This window comes from Micromonospora cathayae (assembly GCF_028993575.1).
GTDB lineage: Bacteria > Actinomycetota > Actinomycetes > Mycobacteriales > Micromonosporaceae > Micromonospora > Micromonospora cathayae.
This window is the reverse complement of record NZ_CP118615.1, coordinates 793,049-807,459: the sequence shown is the minus strand read 5'-3', so window position 1 is coordinate 807,459 and position 14,411 is coordinate 793,049. Positions and strand designations below refer to the sequence as shown.

At 73.7% G+C, this 14,411-nt stretch carries 11 protein-coding genes and 2 pseudogenes; 5 read left to right on the top strand and 8 right to left on the bottom strand.

What is annotated here, in order from left to right:
* The first annotated feature begins 78 nt into the window (after positions 1-78).
* Entirely contained in the window at positions 79-1,908 is a 1,830-nt protein-coding gene (locus PVK37_RS03795; RefSeq protein ID WP_275032311.1) for a glycerol-3-phosphate dehydrogenase/oxidase, read from the top strand.
* Between the two features lie 135 nt (positions 1,909-2,043).
* On the opposite strand, the gene PVK37_RS03790 is transcribed toward PVK37_RS03795, so the two are convergent.
* A complete protein-coding gene (locus tag PVK37_RS03790) occupies positions 2,044-3,444 on the bottom strand; it encodes an FAD-binding oxidoreductase (protein ID WP_275032302.1) in 1,401 nt (466 codons plus the stop codon).
* 55 nt (positions 3,445-3,499) lie between these two features.
* Positions 3,500-4,144 carry an HD domain-containing protein gene (locus PVK37_RS03785; protein WP_275032300.1) on the bottom strand — a complete coding sequence of 215 codons (645 nt, stop codon included), beginning with the start codon at positions 4,142-4,144 and terminating at the stop codon, positions 3,500-3,502.
* A gap of 106 nt (positions 4,145-4,250) precedes the next feature.
* Between PVK37_RS03785 and PVK37_RS03780 the strand changes: the two genes are divergently transcribed.
* Both PVK37_RS03780 and PVK37_RS03775 read left to right on the top strand, forming a co-directional pair.
* Positions 4,251-5,483: an FUSC family protein gene (locus tag PVK37_RS03780; protein WP_275034941.1), complete on the top strand. Its 1,233-nt coding sequence runs from the start codon at positions 4,251-4,253 to the stop codon at positions 5,481-5,483.
* A gap of 140 nt (positions 5,484-5,623) precedes the next feature.
* The gene (locus PVK37_RS03775) at positions 5,624-7,105 is read left to right on the top strand and encodes a PrsW family intramembrane metalloprotease (protein ID WP_275032299.1); all 1,482 of its coding nucleotides are present in this window, start codon (positions 5,624-5,626) and stop codon (positions 7,103-7,105) included.
* Positions 7,106-7,130: 25 nt separating this feature from the next.
* On the opposite strand, the gene PVK37_RS03770 is transcribed toward PVK37_RS03775, so the two are convergent.
* The 4 genes from PVK37_RS03770 to PVK37_RS03755 form a co-directional block, all read right to left on the bottom strand.
* Positions 7,131-8,003 (bottom strand): hypothetical protein, encoded by an 873-nt coding sequence (locus PVK37_RS03770; RefSeq protein WP_275032298.1) that lies wholly within the window; start codon positions 8,001-8,003, stop codon positions 7,131-7,133.
* A 9-nt stretch (positions 8,004-8,012) separates the two neighbouring features.
* Positions 8,013-9,152: a hypothetical protein gene (locus tag PVK37_RS03765; RefSeq protein ID WP_275032297.1), complete on the bottom strand. Its 1,140-nt coding sequence runs from the start codon at positions 9,150-9,152 to the stop codon at positions 8,013-8,015.
* A gap of 121 nt (positions 9,153-9,273) precedes the next feature.
* Complete coding sequence (locus PVK37_RS03760; RefSeq protein WP_275032296.1) at positions 9,274-9,441, bottom strand: hypothetical protein; 168 nt, start codon at positions 9,439-9,441, stop codon at positions 9,274-9,276.
* Positions 9,442-9,547: 106 nt separating this feature from the next.
* Positions 9,548-9,886 carry a GroES family chaperonin gene (locus PVK37_RS03755; protein WP_275032295.1) on the bottom strand — a complete coding sequence of 113 codons (339 nt, stop codon included), beginning with the start codon at positions 9,884-9,886 and terminating at the stop codon, positions 9,548-9,550.
* Positions 9,887-10,012: 126 nt separating this feature from the next.
* Between PVK37_RS03755 and PVK37_RS03750 the strand changes: the two genes are divergently transcribed.
* Complete coding sequence (locus tag PVK37_RS03750) at positions 10,013-11,356, top strand: AI-2E family transporter (protein ID WP_275032294.1); 1,344 nt, start codon at positions 10,013-10,015, stop codon at positions 11,354-11,356.
* A 190-nt stretch (positions 11,357-11,546) separates the two neighbouring features.
* On the opposite strand, the pseudogene PVK37_RS31800 reads toward PVK37_RS03750, so the two are convergent.
* Both PVK37_RS31800 and PVK37_RS31795 read right to left on the bottom strand, forming a co-directional pair.
* A pseudogene (locus PVK37_RS31800) lies at positions 11,547-12,233 on the bottom strand (ATP-dependent DNA helicase); the annotation flags it as partial.
* Positions 12,234-12,380: 147 nt separating this feature from the next.
* A pseudogene (locus PVK37_RS31795) lies at positions 12,381-13,739 on the bottom strand (ATP-dependent DNA helicase); the annotation flags it as partial.
* A 137-nt stretch (positions 13,740-13,876) separates the two neighbouring features.
* On the opposite strand from PVK37_RS31795, the gene PVK37_RS03740 reads away from it, so the two are divergent.
* Positions 13,877-14,383, top strand: a complete 507-nt coding sequence (locus PVK37_RS03740; RefSeq protein ID WP_275032293.1) for a DUF402 domain-containing protein — start codon at positions 13,877-13,879, stop codon at positions 14,381-14,383.
* Positions 14,384-14,411: the final 28 nt, after the last annotated feature.

The window sequence follows — 14,411 nt, the reverse complement described above, 5'->3', positions numbered from 1 at the left end:
GCGGTTCAGGGCGGGGTGGCCGGCTGCGGTCCGGTTCGGGGTGTGCCGACCGGTGGCCGGTGCGGCTACCGTGAACGGGTGCGCGACCCCAACGTCTCCCGTGCCACCGCCAGCCAGCTCTCTCCCGCCCGGCGGGCCGACGACCTGCGGCGGCTCCGTGCCGAGCGGTTCGACGTGCTGATCATCGGGGGTGGTGTGACCGGGGCGGGGGCCGCCCTGGACGCCGCCTCCCGGGGCCTGAAGGTGGCCCTGGTCGAGGCGCGGGACTTCGCCGCCGGCACCTCCAGCCGGTCCAGCAAACTGATCCACGGCGGCCTGCGCTACCTGGAACAGCTGGAGTTCGGGCTGGTCCACGAGGCGCTCACCGAGCGGGGACTGCTCGCCACCCGGCTCGCCCCGCACCTGGTCCGGCCGGTGCCGATCCTGGTGCCGCTGCCCGACGACGGCGGGCTGCGCGGGCTACCGGCCCGGATCTGGCGACGGGCCTACTACGGCACCGGCGTGGCCGCGTACGACGCGTTCGCCGGGCTCCTCGGCGGCGGGCGGGGCATGCCGATGCACCGGCACCTGAGCCGGGAGGGGGCCCGGCGCGTCTTCCCCAGCCTGCGGGCCGACCGGCTGGCCGGCGCGATCCGCTACTTCGACGGGCAGGTCGACGACGCCCGGCTGGTGGTCACCCTGGCCCGCACCGCGGCCAGCCTCGGCGCGACCGTGGTGACCAGCGCCCGCGCCGTCGGTCTCACCCGGCAGGCCCGGGAGGTGACCGGGGTCCGGGTCCGCGACCTGGAGGCGGTGCCCGGCTCCCCGGACGCCGAGTTCGAGGTACGCGCCCGTACGGTGATCGCCGCCACCGGTGTGTGGAGTGACGACCTGTCGCGGATGCTCAACGACGTGGGGCTGCGCCCCGGGCTGCGGGTCCGTGCCTCCAAGGGGGTGCACCTGGTGGTGCCCCGCTCGGCGATCACCGGCGAGACCGGTCTGATCCTGCGGACGCCCACCTCGGTGCTGTTCGTCATCCCGTGGGGCGGGCACTGGATCATCGGTACCACCGACACCGACTGGCGGCTGGACCGCTCCCACCCGGCCGCCTCCGCCCGGGACATCGACTACCTGCTGCACCAGGTCAACGGGGTGCTGGACAAGCCGTTGACCACCGCCGACATCGAGGGCGTATACGCCGGGCTGCGTCCGCTGCTCTCCGGTGAGGCCGACTCCACCTCGAAGCTGTCCCGGGAGCACGCGGTGGTCGAGCCGATGCTCGGCCTGCTGCTGGTCGCCGGGGGCAAGTACACGACGTACCGGGTGATGGCCGCCGACGTGGTCGACCGGGCCGCCCGCCGGCTCGGCAACGCCCGCCCGTCGCGGACCGCCGACCTGCCGCTGCTGGGCGCGGACGGGTACGCGGCGATGTGGCGGGACCGGGCCGACCTGGCCCGCCGGCACGGCGTACCGGTCGGGGTGCTGGAGCACCTGCTGGAGCGGTACGGCAGCCTCACCACGGACCTGCTCGCCCTGATCGCGGCGGATCCGCTGCTGGCCGCCCCGCTGGCCGGCGCGCCCGAGTACCTGGCCGCCGAGGTGACGTACGCGGCCCGGGCGGAGGGGGCGCTGCACCTGGAGGACGTGCTGACCCGGCGGGCCCGGATCTCCTTCGAGACCAGCCACCGGGGGCTCGACTCGGCGGAGCACGCGGCCGAGCTGATGGGCGCGGTGCTCGGCTGGAACGCCGACGTACGGGCCCGCGAGGTGGAGCACTACCGGGCCCGGGTGGAGGCGGAACGCCAGTCGCAGCTGATGCCGGACGACGCCACCGCCGACGCGGCCCGGCTCGGCGCGCCCGACGTACGCGGATTCGCCGCCGACCGGGGCTCGGACAGCGACCCCAGCGGCCTGCCCGCCCCGCGCTGACCCGGGCCTTACCCGGCGGTCGGGTCGCACTGCCCCGGCCCCGCCCGGCGGTCGGGACGGGGGCTGACCTGGCCCCGCCCGGCTGCCCGCGCCGCGCTGACCCGGCTCTCCCGCCGACCGTTCCCGTCGGGTCGCTCAGAGCACCTTGCCGGGGTTGAGCAGCCCGCCCGGATCGAGGGCCGCCTTGATCGCCTGGTGCACCCGGATCCCGACCGGGCCGATCTCGCGGGCCAGCCACTCCCGCTTGAGCAACCCGACCCCGTGTTCGCCGGTGCAGGTGCCGCCCAGGTCCAGGCCGAGCCGCATGATCTCGTCGAAGGCCCGGCGGCCCCGCTCCACGCTGGCCGGGTCGGCCCGGTCCACCACGATGTTGGGGTGCATGTTGCCGTCGCCGGCGTGCCCGACCACGCCGATCGGCACGTCACACTCGGCGGCGATCCGGGCCACCCCGTCGAGCAGCGCGGCCAGCGCGCCGCGCGGCACGGCCACGTCGTCGATCACCAGCCCGCCGTTGCCCTGCGGGTAGGTCCGGGCGGCGAACGCCTCCATCGCCGGGTGGGCCAGCCGGCGGGCCTGGAGCAGCGCCGCAGCCTCCACCGCGTCGGTCGCCGTGTACACCTCGGACGCGCCGGCCGCCGTGCAGACCTCCTCGATCCGGGCCAGGTCCGCCGCCGCCCGGGGGCCGGTGTCGGCCGCCGCGAGCAGCAGCGCCTCCGCGTCGGTGCGCAACCCCATCGGCTGGTACGCCTCGATGGCCGCCAGGTGGGTACGGTCGAGCAGTTCCAGCAGGCTGGGGCTGAGCCCCTGGGCGGCGATCCCGGCGACCGCGGTGCCCGCGTCGGCGGTGGAGTCGAAGACCGCCACCAGGGTCAGCGACTCCTCCGGGGCGGGTCGCAGCGCCAGGGTCACCTCGGTGATGATCCCCAGCGTCCCCTCCGAGCCGACGAAGAGCCGGGTCAGGTCGTACCCGGCGACGCCCTTGGCGGTCCGCCGGCCGGTCCGCAGCACCTCACCGGAGGCGAGCACCACCTCCAGGCCGAGCACGTACTCGGTGGTCACGCCGTACTTGACGCAGCACATGCCGCCCGCGTTGGTGGCGACGTTGCCGCCGATGGTGGACGACTCCCACGAGCCCGGGTCCGGCGGGTAGTAGAGGCCCTCCTTGCGGACCGCCCCGGCCAGGGTGGCGTTCACCACCCCGGGCTGCACCACGGCGATCCGGCCGACCGGGTCGATCTCCCGGATCCCGTCCATCGCCGAGGTGCTGAGCACCACCGCGCCGTCGACCGCGTTCGCCGCGCCGGCCAGCCCGGTCCGGGCCCCCTGCGGCACCACCGGTACGCCGTGCCGGGCCGCCGCGCGGACCACCGCCACCACCTGCTCGGTGCTGCGCGGACGGACCACCACCAGCGGCACGCCGGCCGCGCACAGGTCGGCCTCGTCGCGCTGGTGCATGCGGAGCAGATCCGGGTCGGTCAGGACGGCGGCCTCGCCGAGCGCGGCACGCAACTCGTCGACGATCGGGGTGGTGGACATGCAGGAGAGGCTAACGACCGGTCGACCCGGCGGCCACGGCCCCCGGCAGGGCGTTTCAGTCCCCGAGCCGCAGGGCGGCGAGTTCCCGGGCCAGGTTCGCCCGGGCCGGGGCCTCCCACCGCCCGGCCAGCTCCGGCACGTGGAACAGGGCGGGCAGGTCGAGCAGTTTGGCCAGCACGCCGGCCCGGCCGGCCCGGAACTCCGCCTCCGGCACGTGCGCGTACTCCTGCCGGATCCGCGCCGCGTAGTCGTCGTACCGTGGCGGGTCGGCCGCCAGGACCGCGAGGTCGGCGTCGCAGAGCAGCGCGCCGTCGTGGTCGTCGGCCGCGACCGCGTGCCCGGCGGTGAGCAGGACCAGCCGGCTGACCTCGGCCACCGCGACGGCCGGCAGCCCCACGGCGGTGAGCACCGTACCGGCCAGGGTGGCGCTGTCGCGTTCGTTGGTGTCCCCGGCCGCGCGCGGGTCGTAGACCGCGTCGTGCCACCAGGCGGCGAGCCGAACGAGGTCGGGCCGTCCGGCGTGGCCCGGGTACCGGTCGACGACGTCCAGCACCGTGGTCAGGTGCGCGACGGTGTGGTAGCGCCGGTGGGGTTCCCGCCACCGGGCGAGCAGGTCCTCGCCGGCCGTGGTCAGCTCCGCCGTGGCCGGCGCACCCGCCCCGCAGGCCGCCGCCCGCCACCGTCGTACCAGGTTCTCCACCCGGTGCAGTCTGCCCGATGCGGCGGTCCGACCGGGGCAGGATTCACCCGGCCCGGGACGGGTAGTCCGGCCCATGGCCCTCGCCCGTGACCGACGCCGCCCGCTGATGCGTCGGACCGAGGTGCGCGAGGGCCTGGTCGACGTCGACACCGCCCGGATCGCCGGGGCGATGGCGCAGCTCCGGCACCGGGGGCACGCCACCCTACGGGACCGGATGCACCGGGTACGTGGCGCGCTGGTGCTGGCGTTGCAGGCGGGCCTGGCCGCCGCGCTGGCCTGGGTGGCCTCGCACGAACTGCTCCGCAACCCGGAGCCGGTCTTCGCGCCGATCTCGGCGGTCGGCACGCTGGCCGCCTCGGTCGGTCAACGGACCCGCCGCACCGTCGAGCTGATCATCGGGGTGGCGATCGGGGTGCTGATCGGTGACGTGCTGATCTACTTCCTGGGTACCGGGCCCTGGCAGTTGGGCTTGGTCGTGGTACTCGCCATCGTCATCTCGATCTTCCTGGGCGGCAGTGTCGCGGTGGTCATCCAGGCGGCGGCGACCGCCGTGCTGATCGCCACGCTGAGTCCGTCGACCAAGAACCTGGAGATCCCCCGGTTCGTCGACGCGCTGGTCGGCGGAGGAATCGCCCTGCTGGTGACGGCGGTGCTGCTGCCGCTCAACCCGCTACGGGTGATCAACCGGGCGGCCCGGCCGGCCCTGGACCTGCTCGCCGACCAGCTCGACCGGGCGGCGGAGGCGATCCGCGCCCGGGACCGGGAAAGCTGCCAGCGGGCGCTGGACCGGCTCCGGCAGAACAAGGAGGAGCTGGCCGCGTTCACCGAGGCCATCGAGGGGGCGAAGGAGACCATCACCATCTCCCCGGCCCGCTGGCACCGACGCAGCGAGCTGGCCCACTACGCCGAGGCGGCCGACCCGATCGACCGGGCGATGCGGAACAGCGGCACGTTGATCCGCCGCGCGGTCACCATGATCGAGGACGACGAGCCGGTGCCGGACCCGATGCCCGACGCGATCGGCCACCTGGCCGAGTCGGTGCGGTTGCTGCGGCACGAGTTCGCCGCCGGGGTGGAACCGCAGGACGCCCGGGAACGCGCCCTGCGCGCGGTCAGCGAGGCCGGCCGGACGTACACCGGGGGAGTGGGGTTCTCCGGCAGCGTGGTGGTGGCCCAGGTGCGTACCACCGCCAGCGACCTGCTGGTCGCCTCCGGCCTGGACCAGGACGAGGCCAACCGGCTGGTCCGGTCCTCCTTCGGGGAACACGAGCGGCCCGCCCCGCCCGCCGAGCAGCCCGAGGGCAGGGCCGGGACGGCACCCCCACCGGCCCTGCCCTGAGACCCGCCGCCGGGCGCCACGACGGCCGGCGGTACGACGTGGTGTTCGGCGGCGGCCGGCCTCCGCCGTCCAGGTCCTGCCGGTCTCGCTGTCCCGGATGCGGCCCGGCCCCGCCCGGCGGGGGCCGGGGCAGCTGGCGGATGCGGCGGGCCGGCCGGGTCCCGGGTGGCTACGCTGACCGCATGGCCGACACCCCGTCCGGCGGAGCCCCCGCTGCTCCGCCGCCGCCGAGCCCCGCCCTGCACACCCCGGGGCCGCCCGTCACCCGGATGCCCGTCCGCCGGACGAGCTGGCAGCGGTACGCGGTGCTGGCCGGCACCATCCTGGTCATCGCCGGCTGCGCGGTCTTCATGATCTTCACGCTCGGGCAGAGCCTCGGGGCGGAGGCGCTGCTGATCGGCCTGGTCGCCGCGATCCTGCCGGTCCCGGTGCTGGTGGCCTGTTTCCTGTGGCTCGACCGGTACGAGCCGGAGCCCCTGAAGTACCTGGTCTTCTGCTTCGCGTGGGGTGCCTTCGTCTCCACCGCGGCGTCGCTGACCGTGAACGAGTTCTTCGCCGGCCGGTTCGCCGCCTGGCACCTGCCGGAGGCGCTCACCGCCGTGCTGGTCGCCCCGTTCATCGAGGAGCTGACCAAGGCCCTCGGCCCGATCCTGCTGCTGATCTTCCGGCGGCGGGAGTGGTCCGGGATCACCGACGGGCTGGTCTACTGCGGGCTCTCCGCGATCGGCTTCGCCATGGTCGAGAACATCCTCTACCTGGGCGGCTACGGCTACCGCACCGGCGTCGAGGAGTACGGCCCGGCGACCGGCGCACAGCAGGTGTTGGCCATCTTCATCGTCCGGATCCTGCTGTTCGGGTTCGCCCACCCGTTGTTCACCTCGATGGCCGGGATCGGGCTGGGCATCTCCGCCCGGACCGCCGACCGGCGGGTCCGCTTCCTCGCCCCGGTCGCCGGCCTGCTGGTGGCGATGATGCTGCACGGCACCTGGAACCTGCTGCCGTCGCTGGCCGCCGCCACCGGCCAGCCCCTGGTCGCGCTGTACGGCTACATCGGCGTGATGGTGCCGATCTTCTTCGGCATGGTCGGGCTGGCGATCTGGCTGCGGGCCTGGGAGGGTCGGCTCACCGAACGCACCCTGCCGGACTACGTCCGCGCCGGCTGGCTCACTCCGCCCGAGGTGGCCGCGCTGGGCAGCCTGGGCCGGCGGCACGCCGCCCGCAGTTGGGCCCGCCGGGTCGGTGGGGACCGCGCGGTCAAGGCGATGCGCGGGTACCAGTTCGCGGCCACCCGGCTGGCCCTGCTCCGGGACGGCATGCGTCGGGGTCTGGACAGCCGGCCCGCCGACCGGGAGCGGACCGTCGCCGAGGAGCGCTTCCTGCTGGACACGATCAGCGCGTACCGGGGGTTCTTCGTCGGCCGGGACCCGCAGGCCCCGATCGGGATCTGGGACGGCGACCGCTACCACCTGCGTTTCCCGGACGGCCAGCAGCGGCCGGTCGAGGCCCCGGAGGAGCCGGTGGTGCCCATCCCGGTGGTCCTGGCCCCACCACCCCCACCCGTCCCGTACGGCTGGTACGGCCCGCACCCGGGCGCGCCATGGCATCCGGGCGGCCCCCGCTGACCCGTCGTACTCCGGCCGACGCCGGTCAATCCCGGTAGGTGGCCAACGCGGTATCGAGGTATGCCGGCATCAACACGCGGACCTCGTCCTCGGCGACGGCCCCCGCGAGGTTGGCCACGGCGAGGTCCACGCCGGGCGCGCGAGGCGCGCCGAACAGGTCGGTGAGATGACGGACCCCGGCGTGGACGCTGGCTCCGCACATGGGGTCCCGGCGCAACTCGTTCAGTCGGCGACCGATCACGGTGGGCGGGGTCGGACTCCGCATGATCCGGAAGACGTCGCCCGCGTCCTTGGGCCTGATCCGGTGCTGGCTGCCGACACCGAGACGTTCACCGAGTTTGTGGGCTTTGGCAACCAGCAGGGCGGCGGGTCCGGCGACCCGGATGACAGCCGTCCGGGGGTCACGTTCGGGCTCAAGACTCGCGATCGGCAGCTCGTCGTTGTCGAGTACGGTCGCCTCAAGGCCCGGTGCCCAGCGGGTGGCGTTCTTGCCGTGGTACGGGAGGCGGGCGTCCCGCTTGCCGTGACCGACGGCCAGGGCTTCCGGCACCATCAGGTCCACTTCGACCGAGACCATGTCGCCGCCCAGATGGGTTGTGGCGAGCCAACTTCCGGGTTCGACGCCGTTGCCGCCGGACTTCACCTTCAGTCTGAACCCGGCCCGGACCATCGCTCCGGTGATGTCGGGGTCGCTACCGAGACGGCTGGCATCGATCCCGAAGTCGGCATCGGTGGTGAACGGTGCGACCGTCTCCAGGTCGGCATCGCCGGCGCGTAGGTACACGGCCTGAGCACCGACCAGGATCAACGCGGATCGGTGTGTGCCGAGCGCGTCCAGGGCATCGAGAAGGACCCGGCGGGCGGCTACGTAGAGCGGATCCAGTTCACGTTCGATCACCGGGGGAGGTTAACGCTCCGGAAGCTTGTCCTTACGCCACGCCACGACGTTTTCTCGCATCCAGTCGAGCAGAGCATCGCCCTCCTCGGGCAGACGGCCATTACCAGCCAGGCAGTCCAATGCCAGTTGGGAGACGCCGACGTGCAACACTCCGTCCACCATGCGCACGCGATCGAGCTGGGATCGGTCCGCGGCCCGGAGCAGGAGTACGTTCGCCCCCCGGTCCACCGGCATCAGCCCGTGGCGATCCGCGAACTGGTCCGCGTCAGGGACGTACAGCACGAGCTGCGCGGGTGCGGCGACCCGCACGTAGTCGCTCACGGCAAACGAGCCCGTCACGAGCGCCGGGTCTTCGCCCTGCCCGATCAGACGTCGATACTCGGCGTCGGCATCGGGGCCGATGTCGCCAGGCCGGGTGACGGCCAGGTCGCGGGCGAACGCGGTGAGCCCCGTCCGGGCGAGGTAACCGCGTGTGTGGTTGGACTTCAGCAGGCCGTAGTGCTCGGCTCTTCTGCGCAGCAGTCGCTGCCAGTCGACATCGTGTACGACCCGGTCCCTGCCCCGGTCGATCAGACGTTCTTCGTCCAGGGCCTCCAGCGTCCGGGACACGTACCCGGGGCTCAAGCCGGTAGCACGGGCGAGGTCGACCATTCGGTAGGGCGGCGCGACATCCACCAGGATACGTACGAGCGCGTTGATCCCCTTGCCCTGCAGACGTACGGGGGGCCGCTCGGAGGGGTCAGGGTCCTTCCGTGCACCTTCGGTACGCACGATGATCAGCGGGTTCGGCAGACGCAACCAGACGTTCCCGGTCAGATCGAGATAGTTGATCTCCTGATCGACGAGCAGTTCGCGAGACTGCGGGCTCAACCAGGGAGCGACCACGAGAATCGGTTGAGGGCGCATGCTGCGCATCAAACGGGACACACCGCTGACGACCTGGTCAGCATGTCGGGGCGTGAAGCGGCGGTATGCCTGGACGGCCAGCTCGCAGAAGCGCTGCGAGGTCTCGATGCGCCAGACATCGTCCCGGCTGGAGTCAGGGGCGACCGCCGACTGGCGAGTCACCCGGACGCCTTCGCTCTCGACCAGGTCCTGAAAGACCCGGAAGGCTTGCTGAAGCAAGAGTTGCCCGTCCGGCGCTACCACGAAGTCAAGTTTGCCATAAATCCCCGGTTTGCCAGCGACTGGCAAACCGGGGAAAGTTGCAAAGTTTGCCAAACTACCGGCGTCGCCGGGAGAGGGCCCGACTGGCGGATCGACCGGTGGGTCAGGAGAACAGGCTGGTGAGGAAGTCACCGAGGCCGGCGGCGATGGCCAGCAGGGCGACCCCGATGGCCTTGAACAGGTCCGCCGCGCCCTGCGGCCGGAACGCCATGAAGTAGATCAGGAAGCCGACGCTCAGGATGATGAGCAGCTTCTTCAGGAAGATCGGCATCGTCCCTCCCCAGGGCGTGGACGTGCCTGGCTTCCCGTCGTTCCCCTGCGCAAACGGCACCCGGAGCGCGAACGGCCCCGGGACCGCCGACGGCGGAACCCCCGACCTACAGGTACAGGCCGGTGGAGTCGGGTTCGACGCGTTCGGCGGCGACGGCGTGCACGTCCCGCTCGCGCAGCAGCACGTAGCCCCGGCCGTGCAGTTCGACCTCGGAGCGGTCGTCGGGGTCGAAGAGCACCCGGTCGCCGGAGACGATCGACCGGACGTTGGGGCCGACCCCGACGGCGGTCGCCCAGGCCAGCCGCTTGCCCACGGCGGCGGTCGCCGGGATCACGATGCCGGCGGTGGACCGGCGCTCGCCCTCGCTCCCCTCCATGCGCACCAGCACCCGGTCGTGCAGGAGGCGGATCGGCAGCCCGGCGTCGAGACTCTGGTCGGCGGTCACGGGAGGAGACGCTACCGTGTCCGCGCCGCCCGCCCGCCGGTGGTTACCGACCATGCGGCCTGGGCACTGTGTGGCGGAACCGGCCTACCGTGACGTCCGCGCGGGTTCCTGTCCGCCGGTTACGGTATGTGGACACTTGGTCAGCAGGAGGTGCGCTTGAGCCGCTTCGAGCGGGTACGCGGACAGCTCCGCCGCGCGTACGAGTCGGGTCGGCAGGCGGTACGGGAGGGCCGGGCCCGCGACCGTATCCGGGCCGACGCGGCGGACGCACCCCGGCCGGGGGTGGCCTCGCCGGCCGCACCGGGTCCGGTGGCTCCCGCCTCGGCGGTGGTGGTCGGCGCGGAGACCCCGGCCGCCCTGCACACGTCCACGGTCAGCCGGGACGACGCCGACGTGCCGCACGCGCTGCGGATCGCCGCCGCCTGGTCGTGGCGGCTGATCGTGGTCGGGCTGGTCGGCTGGGCGCTGCTGAAGATCGTCGGCCAGATCCGGATCGTGATCATCCCGTTGGCCATCGCGATGCTGCTCTCCGCGCTGCTCGCCCCGGCCGTGGGGTGGCTGCTGCGGGCCCGGTTCCCCCGCTCGCTGGCCACGGCGGTGGTGCTGGTCACCGGGCTGGCCGCGGTCATCGGCACGCTGACCCTGGTGGTGAACGAGTTCATCAAGGGTGTCCCGGAGCTGAGCGCGAAGTCCTCCGAGGGGGTCCGGCAGATCCAGGACTGGTTGAAGAACGGCCCGTTGCATCTGAGCGACGGCCAGCTCGACCGGTACATCAACGAGGGCCAGCAGTGGGTCAACGACAACACCAACCGGCTGACCAGCGGCGCGCTCTCCACCGCCGCGACCGTGGCCGAGGTGCTCACCGGCACCCTGCTGGTGCTCTTCGCGACGTTCTTCTTCCTGCGGGACGGGCGGCAGATCTGGCGTTTCCTGGTCCGGTTGCTGCCGGTCGGGGCCCGGTGGAAGGTCGACGACGCCGGTCAGGCGTCCTGGTCGACCCTGGTGGCGTATGTCCGGGCGACGGTGCTGGTGGCGTTCATCGACGCGGTCGGCATCGGGATCTTCCTCGTCATCTTCGACATCCCGTTCGCCTTCCCGCTGGCCGCCCTGGTCTTCCTGGGGGCGTTCATCCCGATCGTCGGGGCGACCCTGTCCGGCGCGGTCGCGGTGCTGGTGGCGCTGGTCGACAGCGGGCCGGTCACCGCGTTGATCATCCTCGGCGTGGTGATCGGTGTGCAGCAGGTCGAGGGGCACATCCTCCAGCCGCTGATCATGGGCCGGGCGGTGGCGATCCACCCGCTCGCCGTGATCATCGGGATCGCCGCCGGGGTGGTGCTCGCCGGGATCACCGGGGCGCTGGTGTCGGTGCCGCTGATCGCGGTGCTGAACACCGCGGTACGCCGGCTCGCCGCCCGTACCGTGCCGGAGACCCCACCGGACGCGGTGGTCGTCGCCGCCAAGGCCCCGTGACCCGTCCCGGGCCGGTCGCTTCCGGCCGGCCCCGGGGTCGGTCCGGACCGTCACGTCCGCGCGTCGTTCCGGCGAGGTCGGGGTGTCCGGCGGTCCGGACAGCGCGGTTCCGCCGAAACGGCGGCTGAGTCCGCGACCGTCCCCCGGGCCCGCGGACGCACGCGGACGCCGGCACGGCGGGCGGGTGGGGTCAGGAGCCGCCGAGGCGTTCCAGCGCGCCCCGGGCCACCTCGGGTCGGGTGGTGTACCAGAACGGCGGCAGCGACCGGCGCAGGAAGGGCCCGTAGCCGCGGGCCGTCTCCAGCCGGGAGTCCAGCACCGCGACCACCCCGCGGTCGCCGGTCGCCCGGATCAGCCGGCCGACCCCCTGGGCCAGCCGGATCGCGGCGATCGGCACGCTGACCGCCGCGAACCCGGATCCGCCGCCGGCGTCCACCGCCGCCGCCCGGGCCGCCGCGAGCGGTTCGTCGGGACGCGGGAACGGCAACCGGTCGATCACCACGAGCTGGCAGGAGTCACCCGGCACGTCCACCCCCTGCCAGAGCGACATCACCCCGAACAGGCAGCTCGACCGGTCCTCCTTGAACCGGCGGACCAGCAACGGAAGCGACTCCTCGCCCTGGAGCAGGACCGGCAGGTCGGTCCGCGCCCGGAGCAGCTCCGCCGCCTGCTGCGCGGCCCGCCGGGAGGAGAAGAGCCCGAGGGTACGCCCACCGAGCGCGCCGACCAGCGCCAGCAGCTCCTCGCCGGCCGCCTCGGGCAGCCCCGACACGCTGGGCCGGGGCAGGTGTGCCGCCACGTAGAGGATGCCCTGCCGGGCGTAGTCGAACGGGGAACCCACGTCGAGTGAACGCCAGCCCGGCCCCTCGGTCGCCGGCTCGACGGGGCCGGCCGGAGCCGCCGCCGCCGGAGCCCCCGCCCGCCCGGCCGGGGCCGCCGGGCCCCCCGCCGCCGAGCCAGGTGTCGTGGTGCGGCCCGTTCCCCGGGTGGCGGTCGCCAGCGCGGCGGCCGCCGGGGACGGCGACGTGGCCGACGGGGCCTCCAGACCCAGGGCACGGGCCACCGTGTCGAACCGTCCGCCCAGGGTCAGGGTGGCCGAGGTGGCGACCACGGTGCGGTCCTCGTACAGGTGGGTGGCGAGCGTGCCGGCGACGGAGAGCGGCGCGACCACCAGGGCCCGCCGGCCGTTGTCGTGCTTCTCCACCCAGGCCACGTCGTGGTCGGCCTCCTCCAGCAGCCGCTGCGCGGTGTTGGAGAGTTCGTCCAGCACCGCCTTGGCCTGCTGTTTCCGCACCGGGTCCGGGTCGTCGGCCTTCACGTCGCCGATCGCGTCGAGCGCGGCCCGGGTGGCCGAGTCGAGCAGCGTGCACGCCTGGCGCAGCAGCTCCGGCAGCCCGTTGGTGAGCCGCCCGGCCGGAGCCTCGCCGAGCGCCATGGCGAGCGCGTCGCCGGCCTCGGAGAGCGCCTCGGCGGCCTCCGGCTTCAGCAGCGGGCGGGCCCGCCGGGCGGACCGGTCGATCAGCTCCGGCACCAGCTCCGCCTGGGCGGCCGAGGAGACCCGGTCGGCCAGCTCGTGCGCCTCGTCCACGATCAGCAGCTTGTGCGGCGGCACGATCTGCCGGCCGGCGAGCATGTCCACCGCGAGCAGGCTGTGGTTGGTGACCACGATGTCGGCCTCCCGGGCCCGCGCCCGGGACGCCTCGGCGAAACACTCCGCGCCGAACCCGCAGCGGGACGCCCCGACGCACTCCCGGGCCGGCATCGACACCAGCCGCCAGGCCTGGTCGTCCACGCCCGGGTCCAGCTCGTCGCGGTCCCCGGTGTCGGTCTCCATGGCCCAGTCCCGCAGCCGCTGCACCTGCTTGCCGAGCCGACCCGCCTCACCGAGCCACCGTCCGCCCCCACCCCCACCCCCGCCACCGGCGGCCGGGGCGTCGAAGAGGGTGTCGGTCGGTTCGTCCTCGGTGGAGCCGTCCAACCGGGCCAGGCAGAGGTAGTGGTGCCGGCCCTTGAGCACGGCGAAGGTGGGCCGGCGGCCGAGCAGCGGCTCGACCGCGTCGGCGAGGCGGGGCAGGTCGCGTTCGACCAGCTGGGCCTGGAGGGCCAGGGTGGCGGTGGAGACCACCACCGGGCCGTCCACGGTCAGCGCCGGGGCCAGGTAGCCCAGCGACTTGCCGGTGCCGGTGCCGGCCTGCACCAGCAGGTGCTCCCGGCTGGCGACGCACTCCTCGATCGCGGTGACCATCTCCTGCTGACCGGGGCGGGCCGCGCCACCGGGCACCGCCCCGACCGCTGCGGCGAGCAGCTCCGACCCGCTCGGCCGGGCACCCCGACGCCGGGACCGGGAGGTGGCGGACTTGGGGACGGCACGCGGCAGGGTCACCGTGCGAAGGTACCCGTCCCCGCCGACACCCTCCGCGCCGATCGGCCCGTGTCGGAGGTCACCGTCCGGAATCGGTCAGTACCGATCGGTTCGCGCCCTGGCGCGCCACCTGGGGGGTACCGGATAGGCTGCGAGGCATGCCGAGCGACATGGTCCGTGTGATCTACCGCAAGTACGACGGCAGCGCCCACCGCGACTACCCGGCCCGCCGGTTGGCCGAGGACGACCTCGGTGTCTGGCTCGGGGTGACCGCCGGCACCGAGTCCATCTACCACGGTCGGCCCAGTGTGGAGCAGATTCCGTTCGTCCTGCTGGTGCCGCACCGGGCCTGGTGGACGGGGATGTTCAATCCGGAACCCCGGACCAGCGAGGTGTACTGCGACATCGCCAGCCCGGCCCGCTGGGAGGGGGACGACACCGTCCACCTCGTCGACCTGGACCTGGACGTGGTACGCCGCCGCGCCACCGGCCTGGTCGAGTTGCGCGACGAGGACGAGTTCGCCGAGCACCGGGTCCGGTTCGGTTACCCGGACGACCTGGTGGCCGAGGCGGAAGCCGCCGCACGGTGGCTGCTCGGGGCCCTCGGCGACGGCACCGAGCCGTTCGCCACCTCGTACCGCAAGTGGCTCGCCCTGGTGGTCTGACCCCGCCGGCTTCCGGTCCGGTCGGCGG

What these genes read in the sequence shown, in the direction of transcription:
- PVK37_RS03790 (WP_275032302.1), bottom strand. Translation starts at nt 3,444, where the DNA reads ATGTCCACCACCCCGATCGTCGACGAGTTGCGTGCCGCGCTCGGCGAG.
- PVK37_RS03780 (WP_275034941.1), top strand. Translation starts at nt 4,251, where the DNA reads ATGCGTCGGACCGAGGTGCGCGAGGGCCTGGTCGACGTCGACACCGCC.
- PVK37_RS03775 (WP_275032299.1), top strand. Translation starts at nt 5,624, where the DNA reads ATGCGGCGGGCCGGCCGGGTCCCGGGTGGCTACGCTGACCGCATGGCC.
- PVK37_RS03760 (WP_275032296.1), bottom strand. Translation starts at nt 9,441, where the DNA reads ATGCCGATCTTCCTGAAGAAGCTGCTCATCATCCTGAGCGTCGGCTTC.
- PVK37_RS03750 (WP_275032294.1), top strand. Translation starts at nt 10,013, where the DNA reads ATGTGGACACTTGGTCAGCAGGAGGTGCGCTTGAGCCGCTTCGAGCGG.
- PVK37_RS03740 (WP_275032293.1), top strand. Translation starts at nt 13,877, where the DNA reads ATGCCGAGCGACATGGTCCGTGTGATCTACCGCAAGTACGACGGCAGC.